This window comes from Fibrobacter sp. UWH4, assembly GCF_900142475.1.
GTDB lineage: Bacteria > Fibrobacterota > Fibrobacteria > Fibrobacterales > Fibrobacteraceae > Fibrobacter.
This window is the reverse complement of the sequence record NZ_FRAY01000006.1, coordinates 78,289-103,794: the sequence shown is the minus strand read 5'-3', so window position 1 is coordinate 103,794 and position 25,506 is coordinate 78,289. Positions and strand designations below refer to the sequence as shown.

General features: G+C 54.1%; 20 protein-coding genes. 15 read left to right on the top strand and 5 right to left on the bottom strand.

All coding sequences use genetic code 11. From position 1 onward, the window contains the following. Positions 1-16: 16 nt before the first annotated feature. The 7 genes from BUA93_RS11945 to BUA93_RS11915 all read left to right on the top strand — a co-directional run bounded on the left by BUA93_RS11945 (position 17) and on the right by BUA93_RS11915 (position 9,341). Positions 17-1,222: a cytosine permease gene (locus BUA93_RS11945; protein ID WP_072979729.1), complete on the top strand. Its 1,206-nt coding sequence runs from the start codon at positions 17-19 to the stop codon at positions 1,220-1,222. After that, positions 1,191-2,021 (top strand): pyridoxamine kinase, encoded by an 831-nt coding sequence (locus tag BUA93_RS11940; protein ID WP_072979727.1) that lies wholly within the window; start codon positions 1,191-1,193, stop codon positions 2,019-2,021. Before BUA93_RS11945 ends, BUA93_RS11940 begins: the two co-directional genes overlap by 32 nt. Positions 2,022-2,023: 2 nt before the next feature. Beyond that, positions 2,024-2,683: a TatD family nuclease-associated radical SAM protein gene (locus BUA93_RS11935; protein ID WP_072979725.1), complete on the top strand. Its 660-nt coding sequence runs from the start codon at positions 2,024-2,026 to the stop codon at positions 2,681-2,683. A gap of 105 nt (positions 2,684-2,788) precedes the next feature. Then, on the top strand, positions 2,789-3,730 hold the full coding sequence (locus BUA93_RS11930) for a LysR family transcriptional regulator (RefSeq protein WP_072979723.1): 942 nt from the start codon (positions 2,789-2,791) through the stop codon (positions 3,728-3,730). Between the two features lie 62 nt (positions 3,731-3,792). After that, the gene (locus tag BUA93_RS11925; protein WP_072979721.1) at positions 3,793-5,757 is read left to right on the top strand and encodes a GTP-binding protein; all 1,965 of its coding nucleotides are present in this window, start codon (positions 3,793-3,795) and stop codon (positions 5,755-5,757) included. A gap of 409 nt (positions 5,758-6,166) precedes the next feature. Beyond that, positions 6,167-6,874, top strand: a complete 708-nt coding sequence (locus BUA93_RS11920; protein WP_072979719.1) for a hypothetical protein — start codon at positions 6,167-6,169, stop codon at positions 6,872-6,874. Between the two features lie 28 nt (positions 6,875-6,902). After that, positions 6,903-9,341 (top strand): AAA family ATPase, encoded by a 2,439-nt coding sequence (locus tag BUA93_RS11915; RefSeq protein ID WP_072979717.1) that lies wholly within the window; start codon positions 6,903-6,905, stop codon positions 9,339-9,341. Positions 9,342-9,518: 177 nt separating this feature from the next. Here BUA93_RS11915 and BUA93_RS11910 read toward each other — a convergent pair whose 3' ends face one another. Together BUA93_RS11910 and BUA93_RS11905 are read right to left on the bottom strand one after the other, a co-directional pair. Further along, positions 9,519-10,409 carry a DUF58 domain-containing protein gene (locus BUA93_RS11910; RefSeq protein ID WP_072979715.1) on the bottom strand — a complete coding sequence of 297 codons (891 nt, stop codon included), beginning with the start codon at positions 10,407-10,409 and terminating at the stop codon, positions 9,519-9,521. 181 nt (positions 10,410-10,590) lie between these two features. Next, positions 10,591-11,412, bottom strand: coding sequence for a hypothetical protein (locus BUA93_RS11905; RefSeq protein ID WP_072979713.1), 822 nt, complete (start codon positions 11,410-11,412; stop codon positions 10,591-10,593). Between the two features lie 645 nt (positions 11,413-12,057). Here BUA93_RS11905 and nhaA point away from each other — a divergent pair. Beyond that, a complete protein-coding gene (nhaA, locus tag BUA93_RS11900) occupies positions 12,058-13,401 on the top strand; it encodes a Na+/H+ antiporter NhaA (RefSeq protein WP_072979711.1) in 1,344 nt (447 codons plus the stop codon). Between the two features lie 57 nt (positions 13,402-13,458). Continuing rightward, a complete protein-coding gene (locus BUA93_RS11895; protein ID WP_072979709.1) occupies positions 13,459-13,803 on the top strand; it encodes a GIY-YIG nuclease family protein in 345 nt (114 codons plus the stop codon). Positions 13,804-13,844: 41 nt separating this feature from the next. Here BUA93_RS11895 and BUA93_RS11890 read toward each other — a convergent pair whose 3' ends face one another. After that, the gene (locus BUA93_RS11890; RefSeq protein ID WP_072979707.1) at positions 13,845-14,618 is read right to left on the bottom strand and encodes a sulfite exporter TauE/SafE family protein; all 774 of its coding nucleotides are present in this window, start codon (positions 14,616-14,618) and stop codon (positions 13,845-13,847) included. A gap of 107 nt (positions 14,619-14,725) precedes the next feature. Further along, on the bottom strand, positions 14,726-15,871 hold the full coding sequence (locus BUA93_RS11885; RefSeq protein WP_072979705.1) for a serine hydrolase domain-containing protein: 1,146 nt from the start codon (positions 15,869-15,871) through the stop codon (positions 14,726-14,728). A 111-nt stretch (positions 15,872-15,982) separates the two neighbouring features. Between BUA93_RS11885 and BUA93_RS11880 the strand changes: the two genes are divergently transcribed. The 6 genes from BUA93_RS11880 to BUA93_RS11855 all read left to right on the top strand — a co-directional run bounded on the left by BUA93_RS11880 (position 15,983) and on the right by BUA93_RS11855 (position 24,509). Beyond that, positions 15,983-18,580, top strand: coding sequence for a hybrid sensor histidine kinase/response regulator (locus tag BUA93_RS11880; RefSeq protein WP_072979703.1), 2,598 nt, complete (start codon positions 15,983-15,985; stop codon positions 18,578-18,580). After that, a complete protein-coding gene (locus BUA93_RS11875) occupies positions 18,577-19,686 on the top strand; it encodes a BMP family ABC transporter substrate-binding protein (RefSeq protein ID WP_083597405.1) in 1,110 nt (369 codons plus the stop codon). Before BUA93_RS11880 ends, BUA93_RS11875 begins: the two co-directional genes overlap by 4 nt. Further along, the gene (locus BUA93_RS11870) at positions 19,661-22,183 is read left to right on the top strand and encodes a response regulator (RefSeq protein ID WP_175547433.1); all 2,523 of its coding nucleotides are present in this window, start codon (positions 19,661-19,663) and stop codon (positions 22,181-22,183) included. Before BUA93_RS11875 ends, BUA93_RS11870 begins: the two co-directional genes overlap by 26 nt. Next, positions 22,183-22,716: an NUDIX hydrolase gene (locus BUA93_RS11865; RefSeq protein ID WP_254793970.1), complete on the top strand. Its 534-nt coding sequence runs from the start codon at positions 22,183-22,185 to the stop codon at positions 22,714-22,716. Before BUA93_RS11870 ends, BUA93_RS11865 begins: the two co-directional genes overlap by 1 nt. Beyond that, complete coding sequence (locus BUA93_RS11860) at positions 22,716-22,955, top strand: DUF1653 domain-containing protein (RefSeq protein ID WP_072979695.1); 240 nt, start codon at positions 22,716-22,718, stop codon at positions 22,953-22,955. Before BUA93_RS11865 ends, BUA93_RS11860 begins: the two co-directional genes overlap by 1 nt. Before the next feature lie 75 nt (positions 22,956-23,030). Then, positions 23,031-24,509, top strand: a complete 1,479-nt coding sequence (locus BUA93_RS11855) for an amidophosphoribosyltransferase (protein WP_072979693.1) — start codon at positions 23,031-23,033, stop codon at positions 24,507-24,509. Positions 24,510-24,584: 75 nt separating this feature from the next. Here the strand turns inward: BUA93_RS11855 and BUA93_RS11850 are convergent, their stop codons facing one another. After that, a complete protein-coding gene (locus BUA93_RS11850; RefSeq protein WP_072979691.1) occupies positions 24,585-25,499 on the bottom strand; it encodes a DMT family transporter in 915 nt (304 codons plus the stop codon). Between the last annotated feature and the right edge of the window lie 7 nt (positions 25,500-25,506).

Here is a 25,506-nt window from a genome sequence, read left to right as displayed (position 1 = left end):
ATTTTTGGCACCGTTTATGCGTACTAGTGTTTTTTCAAATGGAATTATTTGGTTCGGTGTCGCGATTTCCGTTTCCGAGATTGAGGCTGGTATCGAGATCGGCTCCGCGGCGGCGAAGGATTCCCTGTGGCTTCCCCTGGTTCTTGGTCACCTTCTAGGTGGCGTGATGCTGTTCTTTGTCGGTCTCATCGGTGCGCGTGTGCGTCTGAACGCCATGGAGACGACGGCTTCGACTTTCGGCAAGTACGGTTCCAAGTTTTTTGCGGCGTTGAATGTGTTCCAGCTGCTTGCGTGGGTGGCCGTGTTGAATGCGCAGGGTGCGTCGGCGCTTTCGGGGCTCAATCTGCCGATTTCTTTCCCGCTGACTTGCGTGATTCTTGCGGTGCTGATTGCGGCGTGGGTCTATGTGGGCCTCAAGCGTTCGGCGAATGTGGCGACGGTCGTGATGGCGGCCCTTGCGGTTTTGCTTGCCGTGCTTTCTGTTAAGTTGTTCGGTATCGCCCCGGCGTCTGGTGCCAAGGCTGCTGCAGTACTTGGTTTTTGGAATGTTTTCGAGATTTCGATTGCCATGCCCATTTCGTGGTTGCCGGTGATTTCCGACTATACCAAGGATGCCGAAAAACCGGTCGGGGCAACGGCGGTTTCTGCGGTGGCGTATTCGCTGGCGAGCCTCTGGATGTATTTTATCGGAATCGAGATTGCGGGAATTGGGGCGAGCAACAACATCGCGCAGGCGATTCTCTTGGCGGGCCTCGGTATCCCGGGAATCGTGATTGTGGTGCTTTCGACGGTGACGACCAACTTCTTGGCGGCGAACTCGGCCGGTGAATCGGCAAAGGCAATTTATGGCAAGCTGAATCCGAAAGTAGCAGGTGTTGTCGTGAGCGTGCTGAGTGCCGTCCTTGCGATTTCGGGAATCATGGATCATTACATCAGTTTCCTTTACCTGATTGCGTCTGTGTTTGCGCCCATGGCTGCCGTGTTGCTGGTTTCGTTCTTCTTTGCGAAGGGGCGTAGCGAAAGTCTCGGCGCCTGGCTCTGGAACTTTTTTGCGTGGCTTGCGGGGTTTGCGGTTTACCAGGTGGCGGAACGCCTGGATTCCGTATTCCTTGGTCCGACACTGATTGCGGTTATTGTTTCGGCAGCGCTAGCCTATGCCCGCGTTCTCAAATTTCTATTTTTGAATGGTCATGCCACAGAAAAAGATAGCGCTCATCAATGATATCACGGGTTTCGGACGCTGCTCGATTGCCGTCATGGCGCCTGTCGTTTCGGCGATGAAGATTCAGGCGGTTGCGGTGCCGACGGCGATCCTTTCGACGCATACGCAGTTCCCCGAATACTATTTTGACGACTACACTCCGAAAATGCGCGACTATATCCAGACCTACAAGAATCTGGACATGTCGTTCGACGCGATTGCGACCGGTTTTTTGGGTTCCGAAGAACAGGTGGATATCGTTATTGATTTTATCAGGACATTCAAGAAACCCGGCGTGTTCACCCTTGTCGACCCGGTGATGGGCGACGACGGACTCCTCTACAAGACCTATACGCCCGCGCTTTCCGAAAAGATGAAGGGCCTGGTTCGTTATGCCGATATCCTGACCCCGAACTTGACGGAACTCTGTGCGTTGACCGGCACGGAATATCGCGACGGCAATTTCAACAACACCGAACTGGAAAACCTTTGCCAGCAGTTGAGCGCCCAGGGGCCCGAACATATCGTGGTGACCGGAATCCATTGCGAAGATAGGCAGATTATGAACTTTGTCTACAGCAAGGGCGAAAAGCCGAAAACGGTCATGGTAGACCGTATCGGTGGCGACCGTAGCGGCACGGGCGATGTAATCAGTGCGGTCATTGCCGGAATGTACTTGAACGGGCACGACTTTTACGACTCGGTCAAGCGTTCGGCCGAATTTGCGTCCAAGTGTGTCGCCTATTGCGAAGAACAGCACGTCCCTACGCATTGGGGACTCAGTGTCGAGATGTTCCTTCGCGACCTCATGGAGGACTGACGATGGTTTTGTATACAGTGACTGGGCATGTGGGAGAGGCCGGCTATCTGGATATCGCGAATAGCGGCGATCTCACTGGCAAGAACATCTATGTGAACATGACGAACCGTTGCCCCTGCAACTGTGTCTTTTGCCTACGTCAGACCAAGAAGATGATGGAAGGCAATTCGCTCTGGCTCAAGGAGGGCGAACCGAGTGTCGACCGGGTGATGGATCTTTTTGCTCCGTACGACCTTTCCGTCATCAATGAACTGATTTTTTGCGGCTACGGCGAACCGCTCGAAAGGGTCGCCGATGTCTGCGAGGTGATTGACCGCCTCAAGTCAAAATACCCGGACCTGAAAGTGCGCGTCAATACGAACGGCCTTGCGAACCTTGTTCACGGTCGCGATATTACGCCGGAGCTTGCGGGCCGTTTCGACACGGTGTCCATTTCGCTGAATGCGCCGGATGCCGAGGAATTCCTCGCGCTCACGCGTTCCAAGTTTGGGATCGGGTCCTTCGAGGCACTCCAGGAGTTTGCTGTCCTCGCGAAACGCCATGTGCCGAACGTGGTCATGACGGTGGTCGAGAAGGTGATGTCCGAAGAAAAAATCGAACTTTGCCGCAAGTTGTGTAATGACCTGGGCGTGACCCTGCGCGTTCGCCCGTTCGAATCGTAATAAATTTTGTTTATTTTACTTGACTGATTAATAGGTTTTGTCTATATTTTATCCCTACAAAAGTAATAGGAAACTAAAAATTTAAATCAAAGGTGGCTACGACCCATGACTCTGCAACAACTCCGCTATGTAATCGGTATCGCCAAGGTGGGCTCCTTTAACAAGGCTGCCGAAAACCTGTTTATTTCGCAACCGTCGCTGACGGCCGCTATCCGCGACCTCGAAGAAGAGATCGGCATCGTGATTTTCAACCGCACGAGCCGCGGTGTGTCGCTTACGCCGGACGGCGAGGAATTCGTGGCCCAGGCGAACCAGCTGTATCACCATTACGAGACTCTCCGTGGCCGTTACGACAAGGCCGTGCAGCAGAAGAAGAAGTTCGCCGTTTCGACGCAGCATTATTCCTTCGCGGTCAAGTCCTTCGTGGAGATGGTGAAAAAGTTCAATATCGACGAATACGAATTCGCCCTCCGCGAGACAAAGACCAAGGACGTCATCGACGACGTGGCAGGCCTCAAGAGCGAAATCGGAATTTTGTACCTGAGCAATTTCAACCGCAAGTACATCAACTACCTGTTCAAGGAACGCGACCTGGAATTCCACCACCTGATCGATTGTAAGGCTTATGCCTACATGTGGAAAAATCATCCACTCGCAACGCGCAAGTCGGTGAACCTGATGGACCTTTCGCAGTACCCCTGCCTTTCTTTTGAACAGAGCGAAAGCGGTAGCTACTACTTTGCCGAAGAGATTTTGAGTACAAACGAATATCACCGTACCATCAAGGCGAACGACCGTGCGACTATACTGAACCTGATGGTGGGCCTGAACGGCTATACGCTCTGCTCGGGTATCATCAGCGAAGAAATCAACGGTTCGGACTATGTGGCGGTCCCCTTCAAGGACGCGAAGGGCGAAGATGACCGTACCATGGAAATCGGCTACGTGGTCAAGAAGAACTTTATGCTCTCGACCATCTGCCGTATCTACATTCGTGAAATGGAAGAGTATCTCCAGAGCTATACAGAATCGCACAAGCAAAGGTAGGCGCGGCTTCGGTGGCGCCCCTTGAGGCGAAGGGGCCGAACATTTTCTACATTGAAATGTAGATGTTGCAGCCCATTCGAAATATCGCGATTCTTGCCCATGTGGATGCCGGAAAGACGACGCTTTCCGAGCGGATTCTTTTTGCGGCCGGCGAGGTGCGCAGGCCAGGCAAGGTCGAGGAAGGGCTCGCGACGATGGACTACCTGCCCGAAGAAAAGGACCGCGGTATCACTATCGAAAGCGGTGTCGCTCATTTCGAGTGGAAAAATACCTGGTTCAACTTTATCGATACGCCGGGGCATGTGGATTTCGGTGCCGAGGTGGATACCGCGCTTACGGCGGTCGAAGGGGCCGTGCTCGTGGTGAGTGCCGCGAGCGGTGTGGAAACGCAGACGGTGGCCGCGTTCCGCAAGTTGCGCGAGGCGGGCGTACGTACTATTTTGTTTGTAAACAAGCTTGACAATCCCGGCTATTCGCTGGACGAGACGCTGATCAATATCGAGGAGGTGCTGGGCGTGCGCCCGGTGCTGATGACGCTCCCCGAATACAGCGGCGGCAAGATGACGGGCGTGCTCGATGTGCTGAGCAGGAGCCGCCTGGTGCATTCAGCGTCCGGCGAGGAGGTCGTGGACGATTCCTGGCCGCAGGCGGGCGAGGTGAGCGGATCGACCGCGAAGCTCGACAAGCATTACGCCGAGGCGGTGGAATTCGCGAGCAACTTTGACGACGAGGTGCTGGGGCTTGCGCTCGAGGGGAAGGCGGTTCCTCCGAAGATGCTCCTGCGCGCCCTCAAGGAACTGGCGAAGAGCGACGATTATGCGCTCTGCTACGCGGGTTCGGCGATGGATGGCTTCGGCGTTCGTAGCCTGGTGACGGCTCTTTCGTTCTTCTTGCCGGATGCGCCCGAGTTTGCCGAAGGCGAGCTCGGGCAGGTGATCCGCTTGCGGCATTTCAAGGGCGTGGGCGAAATTTCGCTTTTCCGTAGCCATGCCGACATGGAGCGCAAGGAGTGGCCCGCGGGTTTCGAGTTTTCGCGGCTCAAGGCGAACTTGCTGCAGCCGGTCGACGAGATCCGTTCGGGCGATATCTATGCCATGCGAACCCCGTTCGAAACCGAATTGGGACAAATCCTCAAAGTGACGCCCGAAGGGCGGAGCGACCCCATACCTCAAAGCGACCAAGGGGAGCGCGCTCATTCCTCTATCCGCGACAGGTACCAGCCCCTGCTGCAGACGCGTATCGAGTGCCTGGGTTCCGAGGATTACCTCCACGTGGAAAAGAGCCTGAATACGCTTAGCCGCATGGATCCGAGTTTCCGCGTGCAGAAAGACGATGGCGGATTCTGGTATTTGCATACGGTGGGCGAGGTGCAGCTGGACGTGCTGCTGGCCCGCCTCAAGCGCGAGTTCGGCTGCGAGGTGCGAGCGGGGGCTCCCGAGGTGCGTTGGCAGGAACGCCTCTGTCATGCGGTGGGGCCGGTAGAGAATACCTTCCAGCTCGGCCCCCATAAGATTTCTATCAAGCTTTCGGCGACACCGCTCGAGGGCGGCGCCCACGACATCCGCCTTTCCGCGGAATTCCTCGAGGCGGCTCCCCGCGAAATTTTGGCGGGTGTGCGCTCTGCGCTCCTGGAATCGACCGAAGTGGGCGTGCTCGGCAAGGGGGCCCTGGTCGGCGTCCGCTTCGAGGTCCACGAATTCTCCTGGACCGAGGGGGCGCTGCCGCCCATGATCAAGAAGGCCTGCGCCGATGCGGTCGTCAAGCTCATCAAACCTGCCGATGTGCAGCTCTACGAACCCATCATGGAACTTTCGCTGGAATGCCCCGTGAATTTTGCGGGGCTCGTGACGGGCGATATCCAGTCCCGCGACGGCAAGGTGAAGGAAATCGGGGGCGACGGCAGGACGCATTTCTTGAAGGCCGATGTCCCGCTGCGCAATATCTTCGGCTATGCCACCGGAGTCCGGAGCATCAGCAAGGGGACTGCCCTCTATAGCATGAAGCTGCTCGGGTACAGGCCCGCGTGATTGCCCTGCATCGTTTTTCTTGCATAATGGGCTCGCGTTAGCGTACCCTCAATTTTTTTTGTTTTTTCTTTTGATAATTAGAAAATAAAAGACGATAAAGTAAGTGTGGTGCGTCTTTTTGTAATTTCCGCTTTCTCCCGTCAAGAATTGAAAGAAAAATTTACAAAAGTACGACTTGCCAGAACTTGGAGAATTTTCTATCATTAATTAATTATGACGTTTAGTTTTATTTCTGTTTCGAGAAAATTGTCAGAAAGTGTCATTGGAAATTGGCTATATTTAAAAGTAGCCGCCAGTATCAAATAAAATAGTTTTTAAAGCGGGCTTTTCGCCTGTTTGGTATAAACCGTTTATCCTTTGGGAGTTCCAAAGGGGTTTTGAATTGTCGTCTTTCAAAAAAAGGAGCACTATGTACAGTCAGGAAGCCCTGTCCCTCATCAAAATCGCCCAGCTCAATCCTGCCGACCGTTCCCAGGTGGTACGCCGCCTTTGGAACATCCACGAAAAGTCCCTGATGAAGTATGCGGTCCGTCTTTCCCGTACCATGGAACCGGATTTCGCCATGCGTGGCATGAACGATGCCGCCCGCCGCGACTTCCTCATGGGCGAAGTCTACGAGACCTTCGACGACGCGGTCATGCTTTATGATCCGTCGCACAAAGCCTCTTTCGTCACTTACCTCTACAACAAGGTCTACTGGAGGTTCCACGACGAAAAGTGCACCAATTCGGAACGCGCCGACCGCGAAGTGTCCTGCGACAAGATGTCGTTCGAAGAGGACATGAGCGAGGACGAAATCCTCTCGATGTGTGCCTACGGTTCCGTCGAAAATGGGGATTTGACAAATGCCGACCTTAATGACGATATAGAGTATAGAATCGAATTGAAGGAATTGATGTCGACGATGTTGGATGCACTGGGCGGTGCCAAGGAACTGCTGGACTTCTGCGAGACGCACCTTGCGACTCTCGAGCGTTGCGACCGCTACGAAGAATCCGAAACGGCGAAGGCTCTGGACTGTACCCGTGCCACGGTCTATAACCGCCTGAAGGCCATCCGCAAGCTCCTTGTAGAGAAGGGCGTCGACAAGGACTTCCGCTACTTCCTGGCGGCTTAATTTCACAGACTGTATAATAAAGAGGGATATGATGAAGAAAGACGATCAGTATTTTAAGAAGGTTTATCAGAACCTTAAGAAGACGGACAAGCGCTCCGGCGCAAGATCGAACAGGCTGGATTTTGCGGACCTCAAGATCCTGGAGTACTGGGTGCGCATTGTCCGTGACAGCCCCGAAAGCTTGAACAAGGAAATTGCCATCCGCCTGGTGAACGAGCCTTACCGCAGCGCCATCGTGGAAGGGTTTATCGAGACTCTCGGCGGCTACATCAAGCCGAAACGCACGGTGGCGAAAAAGAAGAAGCAACCGGTCGAGTTCAGCAATGAACGGGATTGCGATGGAATCGAAGACGAACTCTTTGACGACCTCCTCGATGAAGAAGAGGCATTCGATGATGGCGATGTCGTGATGGATACAGAATATTGCGACAGCCGTTTCTTGAGGCAGATTTGCCGCTATCGTAAGGAAATCAAGCTGGGCGCCCGCGAACAGGTGACTGGGAATCTGCTCAAGACGATAGCCGATGTCGAGCCTTCTTCGATGGCGCCGTTCCTGTACAAGCGCGTGCAGAATGTCATCTGCGAGAACTTCGAGAAGTATGCGCTCAAGATGCTCTCGCGGGGGGTCTCGGAAAACGACCGTGTCTACAAGCGCGTGCAGAAGGTCAAGGAGACCTACCGTCTGAATGACGACGAGACCGAGATGCTCGTGTACATGTGGCTGCACAATCGGGAAGATCTGCAGATCGATTCGGACGGGGAATTCTTTGGTCGCCGCCGCCGTCATTTTGGACCGCCGAACATCACGCAGAGCCTGCTCCGTGAGCTTGCCCGTGCGACCGGCCTCGACCAGGATTACGTTTCGAGTCTTTTGGGCAAGAACGGTACGCTCCGCATGCTCAACCTGTGCGACGACGATCTGGACATTCCCCCGGAGGTGCAGGCCTACCTGAACGGCTACGGCGACAGCACGGGACTCAAGGCGTTCCGTCTTGCCGAACCGGGGACAATCCCGTTTGCGCAGCTGCAGGGCGGAAATCCCGATGCGCAGCTTGCGCTCGACATGGTCAAGAACCATGACTACAAGCATCCGCTGAACATTTTGTTCTACGGTGTGGAAGGTTCCGGAAAGACCGAACTTGCGAAGGCGATTGCGAAGGAAGCCGGACTCCCGCTGTGGGAAGTGAGTATCGATGCCGACAATGCGGAACCGGGACGCCGTATGGAATCGCGCACGCAGAGCCTGATGTATTACCGCGTCCGTGCGGCGATGCTTGCCAACTGGCAGTGCGAACAGGAGCCAGGCATCATCATGATCGACGAGGCGGACCTGGTGCTGAACGGATTCGAGAAGGGGAGCCTGAATCACTTCTTCGAAACGCTGCATACGCCCGTCATCTGGATTACCAATTCCCTGCACTTTACGGAAGGGAGTACCCGTCGCCGCTTCGATTTCTCGATTGCGTTCAAGGGGCTTTCCAAGGACGAACGCCTGAGTATGCTCGATTCCGTACTCAAGGCGCAGTCTGCCGAAACGATGCTTTCGCCCGAAGAAAAGCTGAAGCTCGTGGTGGAATACCCTGCGATGGCCGGCGGGTTTACGCTCGCGACGCAGCGCACGCGTGACCTGCTTGCCTGCGGTGCCGCGACCCAGGCGTACCCGACCATGGCGCGTATCCTGAAGGCGCATACGCAACTTCTCGGAATCAAGAACGGGACGCTTCGCGACGTGGAATGTCACGCTCCGTCGTATTCGCTGGGCGGCCTCAATATCGAGGGCTCCGTCGACGAAATTATGGAGGTCGTGCAGGCTTACGATGCGGTGTGGAAGGGCCTTGACGAAAATTCGGCGCCGAACTCGCTGAACATCCTGCTCTACGGTCCTCCGGGTACCGGCAAGACGGAATTCGTGCGCCATATTGCGCGCACCTTGGGCCGCAACCTCGTGGTGCGCAAGGCGAGCGACCTTCTGGGAATGTTCGTGGGTCAGACGGAAGCGCAGATTGCCGCCGCCTTTGAAGAGGCCGAACGCACCAAGTCGATCCTGTTCTTCGACGAGGCCGACAGTTTCCTGCGCGACCGCAGCGGAGCCATGCAGGGACACGAAGTCTCGAAGGTGAACGAAATCCTCACCCGTATGGAAAGCTTCAAGGGAATCTTCATCGCGGCGACGAACTTCGACAGTTCGCTGGATGCGGCGAGCCGCCGTCGCTTCGCGCTGAAACTCGGGTTCGGCTACCTGAAGCCCGAAGGTGTCCGTCACATGTGGGACGTGTTCTTCCCGACGCTCTCCTGCCCGGATACCGTTGCAAGTCTCCCGATGCTTACGCCGGGCGACTTCAACGCGGTGAATGGCCGTCTGCGTTTCCTGCCCGAAAGTGTGCGCACCGCAAGCCGCATCGAGGCGGAACTCCGCAAGGAGCTGCAGGCGAAGGATGCGCACGCCGGCCGCACCATGGGTTTCTAAACGCGGCGCGTTTAAAACACTTCCTCTCTAAAAAAAATACCGTGCGTCATGCCGGTGTGTTGTGGTAAGGGACCGTGTGGGCGAAAGCCTGCACGGTTTCTTGCTGTTTGACGGCGAACAAAATAAGCCCTCAATAATAATTGAGGGCTTTTATAATTTCGTTGTTATGGCTAGTGATTACGAACGGTTCTTCTTGGCGCGGCGGCGGAAGTGCTCGATGAGCGGGGCGACCGTTTCCTTGAAGTCGTCGTGGGTCTCGATGCGCACGAAGTCGATGGACATGCGCTGGAAGAGTTCCTTGGTCGCCTTGCCCTGGCGCTTTGCCTCGCGGGCGAATGCTTCGCGGAAGGCGGCGTCGCCGGTATCGATCAGGAGCGTTTCGCCGGTTTCGGGATCTTCAAGTTCCACAAGGCCTGCGGGCGGGAGTTCCATTTCACGCGGGTCCACCACCGAGACGGCAAGCACGTCGTGGCGCTTACGGAGAATCTTGAAGGCGTTCTCGAAACCTTCGTCCAAAAAGTCGCTCATCACCACGACGACGGCACGACGATTCAGAATTTTGCCGGCGTACTCGAGCGCCACCTGCGTGTTCGTGCCGTGGTGCTGCGGCTTAAAGTAAAGGATTTCGCGGATGAGCCGCAGCACGTGCTTGCGGCCCTTCTCCGGCGGAATAAAGAGTTCCACCTGGTCGGTGTAAATCAGCAGGCCGACCTTGTCGTTGTTCTTGATGGCGGCAAAGGCGAGGAGCGCGGTCAAGGTCGCCATGACCTCTCCCTTCATCTGCTTGCCGGAACCGAATTCCGAGCTGCTGGACGCGTCGACCATGAGGAGCATGGTCATTTCGCGTTCTTCGATAAACTTCTTTACGTATGGCGTGCCCGTTCGTGCGGTCACGTTCCAGTCGATGGTACGCACGTCGTCGCCCGGCATGTATTCGCGGACCTCGCTGAACTCCATGCCGTTCCCCTTGAACGAACTGTGGTAGGCGCCGGTCATCACGGTGTCGAGCGTGCCGCGAACGGAAAGTTCGATGCGGCTCACGGTCTTCAAAACTTCTTTATCTAGCATTTTCGTGTCGTGCCCTGCTGTCCAGGCCCCTATCGTCTGACGACTTAATGGTGACTGTGCAAGATTAGCCGGGCTTCTCCTATTTTCAATAAGAATATACAAAAGTATGGGGGCGGGGAGTAATCCGCTTATGTTTGTACGGCGGGAACATTAGAAAATGCCGATGGGGTATTCCTTGCCTTCATATAAGCAACGCCCTGATGTAATGTTCGACCTGCTTCACGGAGAGCGCTTTAGCGGCAGTCTCGAAGGTGGCGATGAAATTTTTGCCGAGAATGTAGCCGCTCGCCGCATAGTGGGCAATCTTCTGGACGGTTTTCTCGGCGTAGTCTGGGGCACTCATGAGTCCGAAGTGCTCCCAGATGATTTCTTCGCGGGAACGCTTGTCGAGGCAGGTAAAGTCGGGGTAGAGCGTGCCCCAGCCCTTGACGCTCGTGGGGTATTCGTAGCGGAAGGGGACTCCTGCGCGACTGAGCGCGTCCGCGATGATGACTTCGGACTTGGAGCGGACGCGCACGCCCGTGCCCGTGTAGAATTCGGGAGCGTTGATTTCGAAGGGCTTGCCCGTATAGGGATGATGCAGCCATGCGGCGATAAAGTCTTCGTCAGGTTCGTGCACGGGCGCAACAAGGACGCGGCGGCCCGGATGCAGTTCGGTGTAGGTTGCGTCAAGCGCTCCTGGTCGGTAATCTGCAAGAAACCGGTCGATGGTCGAGATCTGCTTTTTGAGGGCGTCCGCCGCGTCCCTGTTGTAATCGCGCTGGGCAATCGCCTGCGCCTTGCGAATCTCCTTGCGCGGAAGGTAGGTGCCGTTGGGCGCATCGCTTGAGTTGACAATGTAATATTGCGGACGATTGTGGTTTGTTACAACGCGAAGGTTTCCTATTGGAACATGTCTTGGCTTTGGAGGAATTTTAGCGAGCTGCTCACGAAGTAACGAGCGTTGCCTAATCGCCGCAAGAACCAGCGAGTCGTTTTGTGGAGGTGTATATTGTATTCCCATTTTTTTCCTTGTTAAAAAAAGCGCTGATATGTTGTTATGACATACCAAACGCTTGGGAATGCTGCTAATGTACAAAATAATGCAAATTTTGTCAAATGGCGTGTTTTGCCGGTCAAATGATGGCCTGACGCATTCGTGAGTTTTTGGCTCCGGCTAGGTGCCGCGGGCTGCTGGATGTTAATAGAAGTATATAGGGGCGAAAAACGTGGCTTTGCGGGCGATGCTTACATACTGAATTGAAAAAAAGCCGGCTCAGTATGTAAAATTTGAGTGAAGACAGGGAAAAATTGAGGTTTTAGCCCGTTCAAACCAGATTTTGAATCGCAGAACGGTCTTTTTAGAGGACAAAATGTGATTAATTTGTTCGAAAATTACATACTTGGCGTCAGAAAAAGTGGATTCAGTATGTAAGCACTTTTGCAAATTGCATGGAATTACATACTAAAAGCCGCTTTCGAGTCATTTAGTATGTAGCAGAGAGCGGAAGAGGGGGGGGATTGTAGGTCATGGGGAATATTCACCCCCGATTTTTTTCTTTTTATCGCCAAAATCGTAGTTTTGCATCGATTTATGCTCTCGCACCTCGAAAAAATGATTATTTTGTTAGGTGCAAGGCTGAATCACTCAACCAACTAACAGGTAGCTATGTCCGCAAAAGTTACGAGCAGCGACAAGATAGAAGATTTGTTCCCGGAAACATCCATCCGCAAGATTATCACACCGGTGGAACGCCTGATGAAGGTGGAAACGACTGGCGGTATCGTTCTGATCATCATGACGATTGCGGCTCTTTTGTGGGCGAACCTTTCTCCTGAAAGTTACCATCACTTTTGGCATTTGTCCATCGCGATGACGATCGGTAGCTGGGTGGGGTCTGCGGACCTGCACTGGTTCATCAACGACGCGATGATGACGATTTTCTTCTTCAATATCGGTCTCGAAGTCAAGGGCGAGATGACCTACGGCGAGCTCAGGAACCCGAAGGCGGCGAGCCTCCCAATTATTGCCGCGGCGGGCGGTATGCTTTTCCCCGCACTAATCTACTTGACCCTGTGCCCGCACGGGGCAAACAGTGCCGCGCACGGCTGGGGAATCCCGACAGCGACGGATATCGCGTTCGTGGTAGGCTGCATGGCGATTCTTGGAAAGAAGGTGCCGCATGCGCTCCGCGTGATGATCTTGACACTCGCGATTGCCGACGACATCGGCGCGATCCTGGTGATTGCGATCGGCTACCCGAGCGGCGATGGAATCAACTTCCTTGCGCTGGGCGCCGGATTTGCGCTGCTTGCGCTGATCAACGTGCTGTTCCGCATCGGTGTCCGCAACATGCTGTTGCACGGCGTGATCGGCATTGCCGTGTGGGCGTTCTTCGTGAAGAGCGGCGTGCACCCGACCATTGCGGGCGTGCTGCTCGGACTCTCGGTGCCGGCAAAGCCCGTGCTCGCGAAGGGCAAATTGGCCAACTTTGCAGGAAGTATCGGCGGAAAGCTCTCGGGCGAAACGAATGACCGCAACGAACAGTACGAAGTGTTTACTCTGCTGAAGCGCGGCGCCCGTGAAAGTATCTCGATGCAGGAGCGCCTGTTCAAGCCGCTCGTGCCGTGGGTGAACTTCTTCATTATGCCGCTGTTTGCGCTCAGTAACGCCGGCGTTGAAATCAAACTCGGCGGCGTGGAAGTGCCCGTGATGGGTGCGGTGGCGCTGGCATTAATCTTCGGCAAGCCGATCGGCATTTTCCTGTTCAGCCTCTTGGCGGTGAAGATTGGCGTGTCGGTAAAACCGAGCTACAGCTGGAAGGTGCTGTGGGGCGGCGGCATGCTCGCGGGTATCGGATTTACGATGGCGCTCTTTGTGGCAAACCTCGCCTTCGATGTAGGCGACCGCCAGGATTCCGCGAAGCTCGGTATCTTGCTGGGTAGCTTCTGTGCAGCGATCCTCGGCACCATCTACATGAGCATCGTGTCGAAGGCGCATCACGAAGAATAATTCAGAATTCGGATTTCGGAATTCTGAATTAGTAATGTTGCTAGATAATCCTTTAGAATGTCTCATTTCGTCTATATGCTCCGTTGTGCGGGAGACCGCATTTATACGGGGTATGCTGTCGATGTCGAAGCTCGTTTTGAACAACATAAATCCGGCCGGGGTGCAAAGTTCACCAAGGCGTTCCCGCCGGAGTGCATTCTGCGAAAATTTGAATTGAATAGTCACGAAGAGGCTCTCCGCCTGGAAGCGCGCATCAAGAAACTGCCTCGCCCGCAAAAAGAGCTGCTCGCCGCTGGCGACGAAACTTTGGTTGCGGAATTGCTCGCAGGTCTCGGCGAAACCCTTGAAGAATGCCGCGCCCGCAAACGCCGCGAAAAACGAATCAAATCAGGAACTAAATAAAGAAAATATGGTTTGATGAGTGAATTGTCAAAGTGATCGACTTATTTCACAATCAAGTCCACCACGAGCGCGATGGCCATGGCGATGCTGCAAATGCTGATGAAGCGCTGGATGAACTTGTTGCCCTTCTTGCGCTGCAAAAAGCTGCCGAAATAGCCGCCGACCCAGGCGCCGCCGGCCATCAGGGCGGCAATCGCCCAGTCGATTTTCCCGTTAAGTCCAAGCGCGATGGTGCTCACCAGCAGGAACACGTTGGTGAGTGAATTCTTGAGCGCGTTGATCTCTATCGGCGAAAGTCCCGTGTAGCGCGTGAGACCGAAAATTTGTACGAAACCCACGCCGACTTGCACAATACAACCGTAGACGGCGATGGCGAAAAAACCGAGGGCTCCCTTGAGCGTGAGCTTTTCGGGGGGCGCTGCAGGGGGCTTGCCCAGAACATCTTTTCGCAGGTTACTCATGACTACCACAAGGCAGATGACCACGGCGAGAATCGCCTGGAAAAGCTTGTCGCCGATGTGCACCAGGAAACAGGCTCCGACAAGGGCGCCGATCAGCGTAGGGGTGACCAGCTGCAAAAAGAGACGCTTGTTCAGGTAGCCGTGACGCGCCAGGTTGAAGGCGCTGCTGAAGTTTCCGATGATGAGCCCGATGCGGTTCGTGCCGTTAGCCACGGTAGCGGGAAGCCCGAGAAAAATCATCAGCGGAAGGCTCAGTGTTGAACCGCCGCCCGCGATGCTGTTGATAAGGCTCACGACAGCGCCTAGCACGAAATAGGCGGCGTAAAGGGCGATATGTGCGGCATCAAGTTCCATTGCAGCTGTAAATGTAGAAAAATGGATTTCGGCGGAAGGCTTTTCGGCCCTTCGGCAAACTCACTTCGACAAGGCTCGGTGCAGGCTGGGGCCTTGTAAAGTTTATGCTACTCAAAGAATGCGTCGCTGAGTTTTGCGCGGAAGGCGTGGATGCGGTCGGCGTTCGCTTCGCGGTGCGGGTAGGTGAAGTTGCTGAGAAGCACAACGGCGGCGCCCTGGTCGGGGTCGGCGACGATGCTTGCTCCGGTGAATCCGGTCTTTCCGAAGGTGCGTGGCGACACGTGCGTCCCCATGAACTTTTCGCTGTTCAGTTCCCAGCCGAGGGCGGTGCAGGCGTTTTTTGCGGTGGAGTACTTGCTTGCCGAATCGAGTGCAAAGGCGTTTTCGCTCACCATCTTCAAGATGCCTGCAGGGGCGACCCGCGCGCATTCCGTGATGCGGCCCGTTGCACCTTGCGCGCTTTTTTTTGCGCTGTCGGTTGCGTTAGCTGGGCAGCCCGGCACATTCGTGACGCCGTCGTTCAAAATCATCTGTACGAAATTCAGAAGGTCGGGCACGCAGCTGAACATGCCGGCGCTACCCACAGGGAAAAGTTTCCGCAGCACCCAGGCGCTTTCGTCGTGGATTTCTCCGCAGATTTCGCGGCCCCTGAAACTGCAGATTTCCGTCGGCGAAATTTCGCTTTTGGGAATCGGATTCCAGTCACGTGTGAGCGGATCCCAGCCGGAGCGCGTCATGCCGAGCGGAATAAAGAACCGCTCGCGACCCTGCTGCTGCAAGTCCTTGCCCTTGAGCCGCTGCAGGATGATTCCGAGCAGCACGCTGGCGGGGTTGCCGTAGTTGAAGTCTGCGCCGGGAGCCTTTTCGAACTGGTACGTATAAAGTGCGTCGAGGATTCCTTCGGCAGGGAGCGTGCGCAGGGTCTTCATGGGCACGCGGTAGTCGAGGCTATGGGTCAGCAGATGGAATACGCGGATATCTTCGCGGTAGTTTGTCTGTAATTCGGGGATGTAGTCGATGACCTTCGCGTCCACTGACAGCGACCCTTCCAGGATATAGCTCAGCGCAAGTGTAGACGTTGGGCACACCTTGGTAAGGCTTGCGATGTCGAATACCGTTTTTTCGGGCGTGTTGAGTGTCAGAACCTCGCGGTTTCCGTCAGGTAAAATGAACCCGGCGACCGCCTTGTTGAAAATGCCTTCGGTTTCTGCTACCTTGAGCAGGCCTTCCAATTTTTCCCTATTGAACTTCATACCCTTAAAATATAAAACCTTTCCTTAAAATGTCGCGTATTGGGGGGCTAAATCCATCTTATTCGGTTGCGGTCGTTTGCATTTCGTTTTTAAATCTTATATTTTGAAGGTATGCTTTTCCAAAAGATTGAAAAAGATAAAACGCTTTGGCTGCGTTACGGCATTGTCCTTTTGATAGTGTCGATCATTGTCGTGTCGACGGTGTCGTACCTTGTTCGTGCCTATACCGTCCCGGCCAAGGCGAATATCTTGCAGTCGTGTGCCTTCTTGAACAAGAAGGATGCTTTCGCGGTAGAGAACTTCTTGAATCGCGAAGAGTCCGTTTTGAAGATGGCTAGCCGCGTGGCCAATCTGCTGGTGGAGAATCATGGAGTTTCGGGGCAGATCGAGTCGCTGAAGACCCGGACCAGGGAAGAAAATCCCCGCTTTGGCGACCTGTATGGTTTTGTCAACGGAAAGCCGTATGGCAAATATCCTCTGGCGGATTCCGTCAACCCTGCTGGTGAACCGTGGTTCCAGGGGGCCTTGCTCGCCCATGGTGATATTGCACGGATTCCGATTCACAAGGGCAAGGAATCGATGGTCGTCTTGAGCAAGCGACTTTCCGATATGAAAAGCGTTCTTGCGCTGAATGTGAAACTGAGCGCACTGCGAAACTTTGTCAATCCTTGGACATTGCCCAGCATCTGGATGATCATGGATGAGCAGGGACTCATCATTGCGCATAGCAATGTGGCAAACCAGGGGCTCAATTATTCATCCTCCGAATTCTGGAATAATGACGAAAGAAATCTTGCCGACCGGGTCACCTCATCCTCGAATGAAGCCCCGGGCGAAAAACAGTTCCTGCTCAATTACGATGGTGTCGACTACCAGGTTTTTTCTACACCGATCAAAGGCGGTTGGTTCATGGTCCGGATGGTTGAAAATAAAGTGCTGTGGAACGAAATGTACTGGAACGTTTTCAAGGGAATAGCCGTTGTCGTGTTGCTGTATGTACTGATGATTCTGTTGATGTCGCTCAGCTTGATGAACCGATTCAGGGCGATTCGTGTAAGCCAGGCGAAAAGCGGATTCTTGACTAATATGAGTCGTGAAATCCGCACTTCGATAACGGGGCTGCTCGGCATGAATTCTATCGTGATGAAGGAAGTCCGGGATGACGGGCTCAAGGAATACCTGAAGAATATCCAGAATACGGGACAGGGTATATTGTCGCTTGTGAATGACGTCCTGGATGTCTGCAGGATTGAATCGGGTAAGATGAGCATCGTCTCAATGGAGTACGACATCTTTTCGGTGCTGGCGGACTGTTACAGCGCTAACGAACTGAAAGCGTCGGCAAAGAAGTTGCGCTTTACGGTGGACTGCAATCCGGATATCCCGTCGAGCCTGTGGGGCGACGAGAACCGTATACGCCAGATTATCAACAACCTGCTTTCGAATGCGATCAAGTTTACCGAAGTGGGCGAGGTCACCTTGCTGGTGAATTACGAGAACCTTCCTCCAGTGGGAACGCTGAAATCCGACGAGTACGTGATGCTTTCGTTTACGGTCAAGGATACGGGAACCGGCATCAAGAAAGACGAGCTGGGCTTGATTTTCAATAAATTTGCTTCGCAGAATATGGATGATCCCTCCGAAGGAATTGGTCTCGGCCTGTGCTTGACCAAGGAACTCGTAGAAAAGTGCGGGGGCCAAATTACGGTGAACAGCCGCCTGGGAGAGGGCTCCTCCTTTACGGTCAGGATTCCGCAGCTCGTGCTGAATATCGAACCGATGGGCGATTTTGCCCTGAGGTACAATGGCCTTGGCCGCAAGAGGGGCGACTTTTCGGGGATTTTCCTTGCCCCCGAGGCGCGCATCCTGATCGTGGACGATGTCGAGCAGAATCTCAAGGTGCTCCGTGGGTTCTTGCGGCGATTCAAGGTTCAGGTGGACGTGGCGGTGAGCGGCGCGCAGTGCCTGAAGCTTGCGCAGTCCAAACATTACGACTTGATTTTCCTGGATCACATGATGCCGGTGATGGATGGCGTGGAAACGTATCGCAGGTTGAAATCCCTGGACAACTTCATCAACAAGGATACGCCGGTCATCGCGCTCACTTCGGAAGGTTCCAACGAAGTCAGCGAATCTTTCCTGGTGATGGGTTTTGCCGATTATCTGCCCAAGCCGATCAAGGAGCGTGACTTGCAGCGGGCGCTCAAGTGGTATTTGCCGAAGCAGCTTGTCCTTTCGGGCGAAGACATCCAGGAGGTCGCCGGTGCCCAAACTTCTGTCGACACGATACAGCTCCCCATGCCCGCACCGACCTATAATGACGAAATTGAACTTCTGCAGGTGACGGTGAATCCCTACGAAAAGCTCGCGCCCTTCAAGGATTGCCTGGATATCAAGGCCGGCCTGGAATACTGTGCCGATGACAGCGATATCTATATCGAAATGTTGCAGGAATTCATCGCATCTCCGCTTCACCGCAATGTGGAAACCTGTTTCAGGAACGAGGACTGGGAAAACTACATTTTCTATATGCACGTCCTCTGTGATTCCTCGTCGGCAATCGGTGCCGTCAGCATGGCGGAGAAATTCCAGAATCTTGAAAACGCCTGTCGGGAATCCCGTATGAACATAGTCCGTGAAAATCACGACCTGGTGATGGCCTTGCATGCAGAACTGGTTCGCAATATCCAGAAGGGGTTGGAAGGATGATTAGGTGGCTAATCACATTGTCGATCGTGGTGTCTGCGATCATTGTGGCGGTTATAGTCGTGTACGATTATGATTCCGATGGCAAGGATTCGCGGAAAAATGTGTGTGTTGCCATGATCATGAGGGGCGTCTGTAATGATCACAGCTGGAACGAGTCGCATTGTAAGGCCATAGAGAAAGTGGCTCAACGCCTAAACCTGAAAGTGGCGTATTACGAAAATACTCCACCCGATTCCACGGCGTACAACAATATGGAAAAGGCGATTGCCGATGGCGCCGAAATCGTGATTGCGAACTCGTTTGATTTCGGTGCGGCTGCGATGTCGGTTGCCAAGAAACATCCGAAGGTCAAGTTCCTGCATGCGGCGGGGGTGCGGTCGGGGGCGAACCTGTTGACTTATTATGGACGCATCTACCAGATACGCTATCTTTCGGGAATCGTGGCTGGACTTAAGACCAAGACGAACGAAATCGGTTATTTGGCTTCCTTCAAAATTTCCGAGGTGGTCCGCGGGCTGGATGCGTTTGCGCTCGGGGTCCAGAAGGTGAATCCGCAGGCGAAGGTATTTGTGAACTGGACGCATTCCTGGTCAGATGAATCGATGTCGGCAGAAGCGACGCATAGCTTGCTGAGGGCGCACAATATAGACGTGCTGACGGTGCATCTGGATGCCCTTTCCCCGTATGAAATCGCCGACGAGAAGGGAATCTGGATTGTGGGTTACAATATGGACAATTCCTCGTATTTCCCGAATCATTTCTTGACCGCTCCTGTATGGCACTGGGAAAATTTTTACGAGTCGCGGATTCGCGACATCTTGTCCGGCAACTTTGTTTCGGGAAGGTCCTGGCTCGGGATGGAAAGTGGCGTGGTGGATCTTGCTCCGCTGTCGGCCCATGTTGACGAAGAAATTTCTAAGAAAGTGGCCCATGAAAGGGAAATGCTTGCTAAGAATCGCTACGATGTGTTCTGGGGACCGATTGTCGACAGTCACGGAAACGTTCGCGTAGAAAAGGGCGAATGCATTTCCGACGAAGATTTGCTTGAACATTTTGACTGGTATGTCAAGGGAGTTTACGATGGAATTAAATCCCAGAAGTACTAAGGTCAATATAGAGCTGGTGGTCTGGATGGCCATCGTCGTTTTCGCCCTCTGCATTGTTTGCATTTTGTTGAGGGTGAAACTGGAAAGTTTTTTGGACCAGTATGAAGCCCGGCAGGTCTTGCAGAAGTCGACTCTTGTCGCTGAACTCGCGAACGAGAATTTCCGTGTCCGTCTAAATGCGCTGGAAGGCATGGCGCGGCATATCGAGAGGCATTCCGACCTGGGAGGAGGCGTTGTCAGCCTGGATCTCGATATCAAGAACTACAATTACGGCCTGCTGTCGCTCGGTGACGGTTATTTCGAGGGAGACACGTTGACTGGGGTGACCATGGATGAATTTGGTTGCCTGGCCGAAGCGTTGCACGGCGCGAAGACTTTCTGCTACCGTCAGGGAAAGGGCCTGCTTTTTGCGGTCCCTGTCTACCATAATCGAAATATCCGCAATATCCTTTACAAGCTGTATCGTGAAAAGGGGGTGGATGATTTCTTTGATGACAACTGCATCTCCGAAAGATGCTACATGGTGGTGCTGGATAGTAGCGACCATCCTGTCATTGAGTCCAAGAGAGGCAACTGGAAAAACGATTCCGGCTGGCGTGAGTTGGATTACACGAGGATTTATGAACGGCTGAATCTGCGCGACCGCTGGACGGGAGCCATGGTTGTCAGTGAAAATGTGGGCGGTGAACTCTACTATTTCTACCGTGCGAAACTCGGCTACCGTGGATTCTCTCTCGTGGGGATGGAGCCGAAATCCAAGGTTGGCGCCGGGCTTAACCGGATTCCGTTCCTGGTATTCTGTGTCGTCGGAATGCTGGTTGTTCTTTTCGTGTTGGGGATATTCGCCTGCTTTTTTATAGATCGTAAACGGAGGGAACGGCACCGGCAACGCAAGGAAGCCGATCCTGTTGATGACCCGTATCAGGAACGGCTTTCGCTTTTGCGCAATGCGGGAACCGAGATGCGAGCCCCCTTGTCGAGTATCCTCGCGATGAATTCGGTGATTGCCAAGGAAAATCATGACCCCGCCTTGAAGGATTATACCCGAAATATTTCTGGTGCCGGGCAGTGGCTGCTTTCTCTTGCGGATGACCTGGAAGATATCGCGAAGGTTGACTTGAATTCGTTGGAAATTACGTCGACGGAATACGACCTGTTCGCGGTACTTAGCGGTTGCTTGACGGCGGCGGATAGCGTGAACAAGACGAAAAATTTTGAGCTGAAGGTCAATAGCCGAATACCGTCGCGGTTGTTTGGAGACGAAATCCGTGTCCGGCAGATTCTGGGCAATATCTTCTTCAATGCCGAAAAGTTCTCGTCGGGGGCGGTGGCGGATATCTTCGTCGATTACGAACGCGTTACCGAGGACGGCGAATGGGACGGCCGCAATATCAACTTGATTATCAAGGTCCCTGATTCGGGTAGCGGCTGGACGGGAATTGGATTGACTCTGGTGAGGCGGTTAGTTCTCTTGATGCAGGGGGAATTGAAGCTGAACGCCTTGCTGGACGACAAGCCCGCCTTTATGATTGTCTTGCCACAACAGGTTGTGAGAAACGAGCCTGTAGGGGATTTCAAGCGGCGTTACGACGAGTTGCAATTGTCGTCGCGGAACAGCACACGGTATTTCTGTGCACCGACGGCGTCTGTCCTCGCGGTCGATTCCATGCTCATGAATCTGCGCGTGATGGGAGGTATGCTCAAGGAAACGGAAATCCACATGGATGCAGTGGATAACGGGATGGAAGCGCTCGAAAAGTTCAAGCGGAAGCATTACGATATCGTGTTCCTGGACCACGCGATGCCCGTGATCGACGGAATGGATCTTTTCACGATGATGAGCGGCCTCGCGGACCACCCGAACAAGGATACTCCCATCGTGATGCTGACGGCGAACAGCGAGACGATTGCAAGGGAGGTGTGCAAGAAGATCGGGTACGCCGATTTCTTGACGGAGCCTGTCCGTGAGGAATCGTTGTTTGCGATGCTCCTGAAATTCCTGCCGAAGGATATGGTGCAGTGGTTCGATGTTGTCCCCGAAGAAGAAGTCAGGGATGAAGAACTGCAGGAGGATACTCCTGTCGCTCCTCCGCGTAAGCGGCCGGAAGTTTTGGCGACGGCGACACCGGAAACGCCGATGCTTCCGGACGACCTGGAAAACCTGATGACGACAGGTTTGGTCGATGTGCTCATTGGATTGGAATGTTGCCAGATGAACGAGGCGATTTACCGTAAGAGACTGATGGATTTTTCGTCGTACCACGCGGATGTTATCTTGAATTCTTACTTCAAGGCAGAAGATTTCGAGAATTACCGCTTGCTGGTGCGTTCGCTGAAGAGCAAGGCACTGTATATCGGTGCGGTGGAAATATCGAGTATCAGCAAGACGCTGGAATTCGCTTGCAACGAAGGCGACTATGATTTTGTCCGTAATCGTCATGGCGAGCTGATGCAGAAATATCGCCAGCTGATGCAAATCTTCAAGGAGCTTTTCTGATGGAAGAACAGATCGACGTATTGAATGCAGACGGGACTCCGGCGGGTTTCTCTTGCGGACGCGGCAAGGTGCATGCCGAGGGCCTTTGGCACCGGACGGTGCATATCTGGGCGTTCGATTCGAACAGGCGTATCCTGTTCCAGCTGCGGAGCCGCGTCAAGGAAAATAATCCGGGGCTTCTCGATACGAGCTGTGCCGGGCACATTTCGGCAGGGGATTCCAGCGTGAACGCCGCCGTGCGCGAACTCCGGGAAGAACTGGGCGTGCACAAGAGTTCGCGCGACCTCGAATATCTATTCGAGGCCAAGCACGAAAGCGTGCTTAACGGCGGCTCCTACCTCGACAACGAGTACTACGACGTCTACCGTATTACGCTTTCCGACGACGAGATAAAGTCACTCGTGCCGCAACCGGGCGAAGTGGACGGCTTCGTGTGGATGACCCGCGAGGAATTCTTCGCGAAGCACAAGCTGCATCCCGAAAAATTCGTGGAACATCCGAAGGATTACTGCTGGCTTGAGGAGAATGCCTGATGTCGAAGGCGATTGCCGGGCACCGTTACCGCCACTACAAGAAAGAGACGATGCTCTATACCGTGGTGTCCGCCGATGCGCTTGACTGCGAGTCGGTGAAGCCGCTGGTCGTTTACCGTAGCGAGTACGAAACCCCCGACCACCCGAAGGGAACGCTTTGGGTGCGCGACCGTAACGATTTTGAAAGTAAAGTCCTGCTGCCCGACGGCTCGACCATGGACCGCTTCACCGAAATATGAAAAAAAGTGTATTGCAGGACGCCTAAAATTTCTAACTTTTAGCGAAACAGAATCCCTTTTCGACAAGGAGTCTTTATGGGCGGCTTTTGCGGTGTTGTTTCTAAAGAAGACTGTGTAAGTGATCTCTTTTTTGGAACCGACTACCATTCACATCTTGGAACCCACCGTGGCGGTATGGCAGTCTTGAATCCGAGCGGTAAATTCCATCGTTCGATTCACAATATCCAGAACACCCCGTTCCGCAGCAAGTTTGAACACGACCTCGCCGCGTTTTCGGGCAAGGTGGGTATCGGTGTCATTTCCGATACGGATCCGCAGCCGCTCGTGATGACCTCCAAGCTGGGCACGTTTGCCTTTGTTACCGTCGGTCTCATCTCGAATATCGAGGACCTGAAGAACGAACTCTTCAAGAACAACTGCATGCAGCTCCAGTATTCGACGACCAGCGGAATGGTTGGCCCGACCGAAGTGGTGTCGGCGCTGATTGCCACGCGCGATTCGATTGTGGATGGCCTCAAGTATGTCCACGAAAAGGTAAAGGGCAGCTGCTCGGTGCTCCTGATGGACAGCGAAGGAAAGTTCTACGCAAGCCGCGACAAGTGGGGCCGCACGCCGATCGTTCTCGGCAAGAAGGACGGCTCGATGATTGCCGTGCAGGAAAGCTGCGCACTCCACAACCTCGGTTACGACTATGTCCGCGACATGGGCCCCGGTGAAATTGTCGAACTCACTCCGGATGGCGACAAGACACTCGTCGCTCCTGGCAAGAAGATGGCCATCTGCTCCTTCCTCTGGGTCTACTACGGTTATCCCGCTTCCAGCTACGAAGGCCGCAATGTCGAAATGACGCGCTACCGCTGCGGTTCCGCTCTCGCCAAGAGAACGCCGACCGAAGCCGATGCCGCCTGCGGTATTCCTGATTCCGGCACCTCTCACGCATTAGGTTATGCGCACGAGGCCGGCATCAAGTTTGCACGCCCCTTTGTCAAGTATACGCCGACCTGGGCCCGCTCCTTTATGCCGCAGGACCAGAAGCAGCGCGAACGCGTCGCCTCGATGAAGCTTATCCCGATTCCGGGGCTCATCAAGGACCGTCGTCTTGTGTTCTGCGACGACTCCATCGTGCGTGGCACGCAGCTCGGAAAGCAGGCCCTGAAGCTCTATTCTCTCGGCTGTAAGGAAACGCACATGCGTATCGCCTGTCCGCCGCTGGTTTACCCCTGCAAGTTCATCAACTTCTCCCGTTCCAAGAACGAGTACGACTTGATTACGCGTCGCTACATCCGCGACAAGGAAGGCGAAAATGCCGACATCGAAAAGTACACGAACCCGGATGGCGAAGAATACAAGGGAATGGTCGAATACATCCGTCAGAAACTCAACCTGACGACGCTCGCCTTCCAGCGCATCGACGATGTTATCGCGGCCATCGGTCTCCCCGAAGACCAGCTCTGCACCTACTGCTGGAGCGGCAAGGACTTCGCCGAGACGGGGGACTGCTACCATTGTCCCTGCCACTGCGGCGAAAATTCGGACAAGAAGGACAAGGAATAGCCAGTCCTCTTTCCCGTTTTTATAAGGTTTTGCCCGGTTCAAAGCCGGGCATTTCCTTTTTTTATTTCCGCTTGATTATTTCCGTTTGAATTGCGCGAGGACTATCCCTGCGACAATGGCGAGTGCACCTGCGATGGCGACGGCCGTGATATGCTCGCCGAGTGTGATGGCCGCGGTAACGGTCGTAATCAGCGGGATGGCGTAGGCATAATTGGAGGCGAGTACGGTTCCGATTTGTTTTAATACTTTATTCCAAATAAGGTAGCCGAACAGCGAAGAAAATACCGTGAGGCAGAGGAAATTGAGCGCAACGACGGGCTCCGCGAAATTCTGCCATGGAATCTCGCGCCCCTCGATAAGCATGATGAAAAGCGAGGTGATGCTTCCGTAAAAGAACATCTTTCGCGTGATGAACAGTGCGGAGTACTTATCGTTCAGCTGCCGCACCACAAGAGAATAGACGGCCCACATGATTGCGCCTCCGAACGCGATGAAGTCTCCGACGGGAGAAAGCTTGAGGACGAATTTTCCGTTCAGCACGACGAGTACCATGCCGGTGAAGGTTAGGAGACATCCTAGAATTTGTCGCTTGCCGAGGCGTTCGCTCTTGTAGAAGATTCCGCCGAAAATCATGGTCAGGAGTGCGCTGGAACAGACGATGAGCGAGACGTTGCTTGTGGGCGAAAGCGTAAGGGCCGTGTTCTCGGTCCAGAAATAGAGCGTGCATCCGGTAATGCCGCAAATAAACAGGAGGAGTTCGTGCTTCCAGCTTTCGCAACGGAACTGGCGGTGCCTTGCCGCAAGGAGTATCAGGTAGGTGACGGCGAAACGTAGCGCGAAAATCTGTACCGCCGAAAAACCGTGGTTCAAAAGAACCTTGGTGCTCACGAAACTTGTGCCCCAGAACGTGATGGTGACGATGGCGAGCAAGTGCCACGGCGCCGTACCATGGAGAAGTCTCGGGGTGTAGTTTTTGCTAAGGGGGAGCATCGAGCGC

Bases quoted from the DNA above. Each gene is read 5' to 3' on its own strand.
- BUA93_RS11920 (WP_072979719.1), top strand. From the start codon at position 6,167: ATGTACAGTCAGGAAGCCCTGTCCCTCATCAAAATCGCCCAGCTCAAT.
- nhaA (WP_072979711.1), top strand. From the start codon at position 12,058: ATGTCCGCAAAAGTTACGAGCAGCGACAAGATAGAAGATTTGTTCCCG.
- BUA93_RS11855 (WP_072979693.1), top strand. From the start codon at position 23,031: ATGGGCGGCTTTTGCGGTGTTGTTTCTAAAGAAGACTGTGTAAGTGAT.
- BUA93_RS11905 (WP_072979713.1), bottom strand. From the start codon at position 11,412: ATGGGAATACAATATACACCTCCACAAAACGACTCGCTGGTTCTTGCG.
- BUA93_RS11925 (WP_072979721.1), top strand. From the start codon at position 3,793: ATGTTGCAGCCCATTCGAAATATCGCGATTCTTGCCCATGTGGATGCC.
- BUA93_RS11875 (WP_083597405.1), top strand. From the start codon at position 18,577: ATGATTAGGTGGCTAATCACATTGTCGATCGTGGTGTCTGCGATCATT.
- BUA93_RS11880 (WP_072979703.1), top strand. From the start codon at position 15,983: ATGCTTTTCCAAAAGATTGAAAAAGATAAAACGCTTTGGCTGCGTTAC.
- BUA93_RS11890 (WP_072979707.1), bottom strand. From the start codon at position 14,618: ATGGAACTTGATGCCGCACATATCGCCCTTTACGCCGCCTATTTCGTG.
- BUA93_RS11885 (WP_072979705.1), bottom strand. From the start codon at position 15,871: ATGAAGTTCAATAGGGAAAAATTGGAAGGCCTGCTCAAGGTAGCAGAA.
- BUA93_RS11940 (WP_072979727.1), top strand. From the start codon at position 1,191: ATGCCACAGAAAAAGATAGCGCTCATCAATGATATCACGGGTTTCGGA.
- BUA93_RS11945 (WP_072979729.1), top strand. From the start codon at position 17: ATGCGTACTAGTGTTTTTTCAAATGGAATTATTTGGTTCGGTGTCGCG.
- BUA93_RS11850 (WP_072979691.1), bottom strand. From the start codon at position 25,499: ATGCTCCCCCTTAGCAAAAACTACACCCCGAGACTTCTCCATGGTACG.
- BUA93_RS11865 (WP_254793970.1), top strand. From the start codon at position 22,183: ATGGAAGAACAGATCGACGTATTGAATGCAGACGGGACTCCGGCGGGT.
- BUA93_RS11860 (WP_072979695.1), top strand. From the start codon at position 22,716: ATGTCGAAGGCGATTGCCGGGCACCGTTACCGCCACTACAAGAAAGAG.
- BUA93_RS11910 (WP_072979715.1), bottom strand. From the start codon at position 10,409: ATGCTAGATAAAGAAGTTTTGAAGACCGTGAGCCGCATCGAACTTTCC.
- BUA93_RS11915 (WP_072979717.1), top strand. From the start codon at position 6,903: ATGATGAAGAAAGACGATCAGTATTTTAAGAAGGTTTATCAGAACCTT.
- BUA93_RS11935 (WP_072979725.1), top strand. From the start codon at position 2,024: ATGGTTTTGTATACAGTGACTGGGCATGTGGGAGAGGCCGGCTATCTG.
- BUA93_RS11870 (WP_175547433.1), top strand. From the start codon at position 19,661: ATGGAATTAAATCCCAGAAGTACTAAGGTCAATATAGAGCTGGTGGTC.
- BUA93_RS11895 (WP_072979709.1), top strand. From the start codon at position 13,459: ATGTCTCATTTCGTCTATATGCTCCGTTGTGCGGGAGACCGCATTTAT.
- BUA93_RS11930 (WP_072979723.1), top strand. From the start codon at position 2,789: ATGACTCTGCAACAACTCCGCTATGTAATCGGTATCGCCAAGGTGGGC.